6 protein-coding genes are annotated in these 5,808 nt (G+C 58.3%); 1 reads left to right on the top strand and 5 read right to left on the bottom strand.

Features of this window, described 5'->3' with window-relative positions:
• The 5 genes from Q0288_RS15130 to Q0288_RS15110 form a co-directional block, all read right to left on the bottom strand.
• The coding region (locus Q0288_RS15130) for a carbohydrate ABC transporter permease (RefSeq protein WP_299432171.1) at positions 1–846 on the bottom strand (846 nt) is incomplete at its 3' end.
• Positions 843–1,757: a carbohydrate ABC transporter permease gene (locus Q0288_RS15125; protein WP_299432168.1), complete on the bottom strand. Its 915-nt coding sequence runs from the start codon at positions 1,755–1,757 to the stop codon at positions 843–845. The genes Q0288_RS15130 and Q0288_RS15125, both read right to left, overlap by 4 nt.
• Before the next feature lie 82 nt (positions 1,758–1,839).
• Positions 1,840–3,084, bottom strand: a complete 1,245-nt coding sequence (locus tag Q0288_RS15120; protein WP_299432165.1) for a sugar ABC transporter substrate-binding protein — start codon at positions 3,082–3,084, stop codon at positions 1,840–1,842.
• A gap of 92 nt (positions 3,085–3,176) precedes the next feature.
• A complete protein-coding gene (locus Q0288_RS15115; RefSeq protein ID WP_299432162.1) occupies positions 3,177–4,016 on the bottom strand; it encodes a MurR/RpiR family transcriptional regulator in 840 nt (279 codons plus the stop codon).
• Between the two features lie 33 nt (positions 4,017–4,049).
• On the bottom strand, positions 4,050–4,733 hold the full coding sequence (locus Q0288_RS15110) for an N-acetylmannosamine-6-phosphate 2-epimerase (protein WP_299432159.1): 684 nt from the start codon (positions 4,731–4,733) through the stop codon (positions 4,050–4,052).
• A 147-nt stretch (positions 4,734–4,880) separates the two neighbouring features.
• Between Q0288_RS15110 and nagZ the strand changes: the two genes are divergently transcribed.
• The coding region (nagZ, locus tag Q0288_RS15105; RefSeq protein ID WP_299432156.1) for a beta-N-acetylhexosaminidase at positions 4,881–5,808 on the top strand (928 nt) is incomplete at its 3' end.

Raw genomic sequence — 5,808 nt, 5'->3', positions numbered from 1 at the left:
AAAGGGGTGGACCAGAAATGATACCACCAGTGCCTGAATCATCATGATCATGGCTCCAGCCGCGACATTGAGTACAGCATAGTTGAACTGCCCTTTCAGTTTGAGAATTGCCACCGACATGGGCAACAAATTGTCGTTGGTCAGCAGGGCTACCGAGGGCCAGAAAAAAGCATTCCAGGTACCCACCAGGGTGAAGATTCCCAGGGCCGTTAGGGAAGGTATGGACAGCGGAATCATCACCCGCCACAGGATTTGCATTTCGCTGGCCCCATCTATGCGGGCCGCTTCCATCAGGGTGCCGGGAATGGCCAGATAGGCCTGGCGCATCAGAAAGATGCCGAAAGCCGTGGCCACCAGTGGTAGCACCACCCCGGCATACGAGCCCAACAGCCCCAGGTCGCGCAGCGTGATGACATTGACGATAAAAGCAATCTCAGTGGGCAGAACCAGCGTAGCCACTATAGCTCCAAAGATGAGGGCCTTGCCAGGAAATTGCAGCCGGGCCAGCGGATAGGCGGCCAGCGCCGAGACCCCCAGGGTTCCTACTACCGTTAGCACGGTGATGATGACCGAGTTGAGGAGATACTTGCCCAGATTAAGCTTGTTGATTACCTCGAAAAAATTGCCCAGCGTGAGGGCTGGAGGGAACAAGCTTCGGGGAAAGTCATAGATGCTGATGCCGCTGGCCTGTTTGTCGGTGATGGAGATGGCCAGAGTCCAGAGAAAGGGGAAGATGGCAAAGCCCAGTATCAGGAGCATCAGGGTATAGCTAAAACCGATGCTCAGGCCTTTACGCAGCATGGCTCGAGAGTGCAAGAGGGCGGCTTCCTGGGACTCCACCGTCATCGCTCGCTCCTTTCCTCACGGGTCAGTCGGAAGTTAACGTAGCTCAGGGCAAACCCTACCAGCGCAATCAGCAGTCCGGCGGCCCCTGCCACCCCAAAGTTGGCATTGAGCATGTTGCCCCAACTCTTGTTATAAACGTACAGCAAAGCCGTGTAAGTGCTGTTGAGCGGCCCCCCGCTGCCTCCGGTAAAAACGATGATTTCCTCCAGCACCCGAATCGCAGCAATGGTCGAGAGCAGGCTGCACAAGAGCAGGGTCGGGCGCATCAGCGGCACGATAATCAGCCAGAAGCGCTGCCAGGCGTTAGCCCCGTCCAGGGTAGCGGCTTCCTCGAGCTCGGCGGGGATGCTTTGCAGGCCCGCCAGGTAGAGCACCATGTAGTAGCCAAAGCCCCGCCAGAACGTTACCAGCATGATCGCCCACAGAGCGGTATTTTCGTTGAGCAACCAGTTAAAACGGCCCTCGCTGTTGAGCACATTGAGCAGTTGCAAAGACCAGTTAAGAAAACCTTCCTTCTGAAATATCCATTCCCACATCACCGCTGCCAGCGAGATTGAGGTAACCACCGGTATGTAGTAACCCACCCGAAAAAAAGCCATCAAGGGCAGTTTCTGGTTGACCAGCACCGCTACCGCCAGTGAAGCAATTTGCAGCAAGGGTACCACCAGCAAGTATTTGAGCGAGTTAAGGACGCCGGTCTGGAACAGGGGATCACCCAGCACAAATTGGATGTTTTTGAACCCCACCCACTGCGGCCCCTCCCCCGAAGCAAGATCGGCCACAGTGTAGTCGGTAAAACCCAAATAGGAGCCATAGAACACGGGATAAAAGGTAAACAATCCCATCAGCACCAGGGCAGGGGCGAGAAAGCCGTAGGCAATCAGGGTGATGGCAAATGCCTTTCGCTTCATAGGAGTCCTCGTAGAGAGCACGCCACTGGGCAGAGAGCAAGGATGGCTGGCCCTTGTCCCTCTGCCCCTCGCACCTGGCTCTTTACTTAGCGTTGGCGTTCCAGAAGGCTACCGCATCGTCGAGTGCCTGCTTGGCGCTCTTGCGCCCCAGGAAAGCAGCTTCGATGTTGTCATTGAAGTTCTTGTAGATATCGTCGGTGTTTTTGGGGGGCTTGAAGCCAGGGTTGATGAGGCGACCCGAGGCCGAGTTCATGCCTTTACCAATCTCCAGTGGGTCGTTGCTCCTGGCCCTGAGGCCGGGGTCGTTTTCCGAGCCAGCCGCTGTAGAAACGATAGGCACCACATTAGCGAACTTGACCTGGTTGGTGCGGCTGGTTACAAACAGGGCAAATCGGATCGCAGCGCTCTGGTTTTTGGAAGCGCGGGGAACCACCAGGCTCATCGCCCCCCCGGTCTGAATACCAGCCTTACCCAGCGGCGCAGGAGCGATGCGGGTTCTGGCGTAGAGGTCGGGGTTGGCCTCCTTGACCCGGTTCAGGGTGGTAGGAGCACCCACCACGATGGCAGCCTTGCCCTGGCTATAGAGCTCGTTGGAAAGCTGAAAGGCTTCCTTGCGCAACAGCTCTTGAGGGATGGCATCATTCTTCATGGCATCCACATACTTTTGCAGCAAGGCTATGTGGGCGGGCGAGTTAAAGGCAGCCTTTCCATCCTTGTCATAGACCGGTAGTCCTTCCAGGAAGAAGCGGCCCAGAAAGCTGGCCCCGTTGGGGTCTTTGACCGGGGGCAGCCAGCCATACGCTCCTGTGGCCTTCTTGATCTTCTCGGAGGCCGCCAGGAGGTCGTCGGTATTACGGATGGTACGAACGTCTACCCCGGCCCGTTGCAACAGATCGGGGTTGTACATCATCACCCCCTGATCGAGCCAGCCATACCAGGGCAGACCGTAGACCTGTCCCTCGGTCACGAAGATATCCAGTACGTTGGGGTAGTAAAGCTGGTTGAGCACGTTTCGATTCACCAGTTGGGTGATGGGGGTGAGAATCCTGTTCTGTGCAGCAGCAAAGGTGGAGTCCTGCCAAAGGTTCACCACATCGGGCGCTCGGCCCAAAGCCACTGCAGCCGTCAGATCGCGCTCCATGGTGTCCTGTTTGTCCACCCAGCGCACCTTGATAGTGGGGTTTTCCTTCTCGAAATCGGCGATGGTGCCCTTGATATAGTTGTCGAAGTTCGGGCTCAGATAGTACGTCCAGAACTCGATCTGGGTCTGCGCAAAAGCGCTCAAGCCCAGCGCAAACGCAGATGCTGCTAACAACCGCTTAACCATAGTGTCTCCTCCTACTACTGCTAACAGGCCGAGCCTGAATTAGCCGAACGGATTTCACCCACCAGACACGCGCTCTTTTTGTCTGGGGCACATCAGTAATTCCTGTCTGCCACCGCCGCTGCCGTACGAGCGATGAAGTCTGCAGCTTGCTTTCTACGTATTGCAACCAATGTATAGAGTAGATCCAGTACCAGCAGTTGTCCCATTTTGGCCGTCACCGAACCACCCGTCAGGGGGCTCTCGGCTACCGAGGTAACCAGCACCACATCGGCAAAACGAGCCACTGGACTTTTAGTGCGCTGGGTGATGGCGATGGTTGGAGCCCCCGAATGCTTGGCAATTTCCATGGCTTTCACCGTGTCTATAGTGGTACCCGAACGGGTGACGCCAATGGCCAGCGCTTTTTTGTCCAGGGTTGCCGCCGCCATAGCCGCCATGTGGGCATCGGGCTGGGCCTGGGTAGCGTAGCCCAGGCGCATAAACTTATAGGCGAAATCCTGGGCCGTCACCCCCGAAGCCCCAACGCCGTAGATGTCTATGCGCTGGGCCTGCAAAATCAGGTATACAGCTTTGTTCACCTGCTTCAGATCCAGCAAACGGTAGGTGTCCTCGAGGGCCTGTTTGCAATGGTGGCTGACGTACTCGAGGGCCTCTTCGGGGGTTTGGGGGTTGTCCTGCGGCCCCAATCCAACTGGACTCGCTGCCAGATCGGAGGCCAGGGCCAGCTTGAACTCCTGGAACCCACTAAACCCCAGGTCGCGGCAGAAGCGAATTACACTGGCTTCCGAAGAGCCCGAACCATCTGCTACCTCCACCACCGTCTGATAGAGCAGCTTTTCCGGGTTGTCCTGCACATAGCGGGCGATCTTTCGCAGCGCTGGGGTCATATGGCCCCCCAGGCTTCGCAGTGAAGCCAGCGCTCCGTTAGGCATGGGTGAGTTCCTCCGGGGCGCCCTGGGTCGAGTTCATTTCGCCACCCGCCTCAGTACATCCACAAAGGCCTGCGTCACCAACTCGACGCGGGTCAGGGCAGTGCCCACCGTAACGGCAAAAGCCCCTGCTTCGAGGGCCGCTCTGGCCTGCTCGGGGGTAGCGATACGGCCTTCAGCAATCACCCTTGCCCCTCGCCTGGAAAGGCTATGCACCAGTTCCAGATCGGGGCCGGACAGCCTGGGCGAATAGTCGGTATAGCCCGACATCGTTGAACCCAAAAAGTCGGCTCCCAGGCGATGGGCCTCGAGGCCTTCCTCCAGGGTCGAGATATCTGCCATTGCCAGACCGCCCTGGGCATGAATGGCTTCAATCATCTCCCCCACCCCCACCGGGCGCGGGCGCGAGGTGGCATCGAAAGCAATGAGGTCGGCCTGCCGCTCGATCAGGGCCTGCACATCGGACAGCTCGGGGGTGATATATACCGGGGAGCCCGGCACTTCCCGCTTGACCAGGCCGATAATCGGAACCGATGTGACAGCCCTGGTGGCTTCCAGGTCGGCCAGGCTCTCGATGCGCAACCCCACCGCACCACCTGCCAGTGTGGCCTGGGCCAGGGCAGCGACCAGATGGGGGTGATCCAGCGGCCCCCCCCGCACCGGCTGGCACGAGGCAATCAAACCGTGACGAAGCTGCTCGAGAATTTGCGCTTTACTCACACTGAAGCCCCTTTGAAGTTTTATTCTACAAAAATCCTACAATCTGAAGTAGTATTTTGTCAAGCTTTGCGGTTCTGCCTGCACAAGGTAGTCATAGATTCTTTGCAGCCCAGCAAAACTTCACGGCCATACAATGGAAGGGTACTTATGGAAAGCCTGTATCTAGCCACCAGCCTGATGATGGTAGACATCCCCGGCCCTGCCCTGGATGCTGCAACCCGTGCCCACCTCGAGCGCTACCGCTTTGGCGGGGTGTGCTTGTTTCGCAAAAACATCCAGAACCCGGCCCAAGTGCGCAGGCTGGTGGCCGAAATTCGGGAGCAACTGGGGCCACAGGCCTGGATTGCCATTGACCAGGAAGGCGGGGCCGTGCAGCGGGTGCTGGAGTTCTCCCTGGCCCCTTCCCCGATGGCTCTGGGTGCCATGGGTGACGCCAAAACCACGGAAGCGGTGGGCGCTGCCGTGGGCCACACGCTAATCTCGCTGGGCATCAACTGGAACTTTGCACCCTCGATGGATGTGAATACCAACCCCAGAAACCCGGTGATTGGTGACCGCAGTTTTGGCTCCGACCCCAAAAAAGTGGCCAGGCTGGCGCTGGCCTGGGCCAGGGGGCTCGAGGGCGCCGGGGTCATGGCAGCGGTCAAACACTTCCCCGGACACGGCGATACCGCGCTGGACTCCCACCTGGATCTGCCGGTGGTGAACAAGCCCTTAGAAGAGCTCGAGTGCACCGAACTCTATCCCTTTCGCAAGGCCGTGGATGCCAGTATCCGCTCGGTCATGAGCGCTCACATCCGCTTCCCAGCACTCGACCCGCAATACCCCGCCACGCTCTCCGAAAAAGTCCTGACCGGTTATCTGCGCAAAAAACTGGGCTTCCAGGGCATCATTGTCACCGATGCGCTGGACATGAAAGCCATTACCCAAAACTACTCCCTGGGCGAGTCTGCCGTGAAAAGCCTTCAGGCCGGGGCCGACCTGATCCTGTCGCTGGGCAAGCCCGAGGTGCATATCATCCAGGCCGCCGCCATCCAGCAAGCCCTGCAAAATGGTTCCCTCTCCGCAGCGCAGG

Source organism: uncultured Meiothermus sp. (assembly GCF_937863175.1).
Taxonomy (GTDB): Bacteria; Deinococcota; Deinococci; order Deinococcales; family Thermaceae; genus Meiothermus.
Note: the sequence above shows the minus strand (reverse complement) of the source record. Positions and strands in the feature narration are given on the sequence as shown.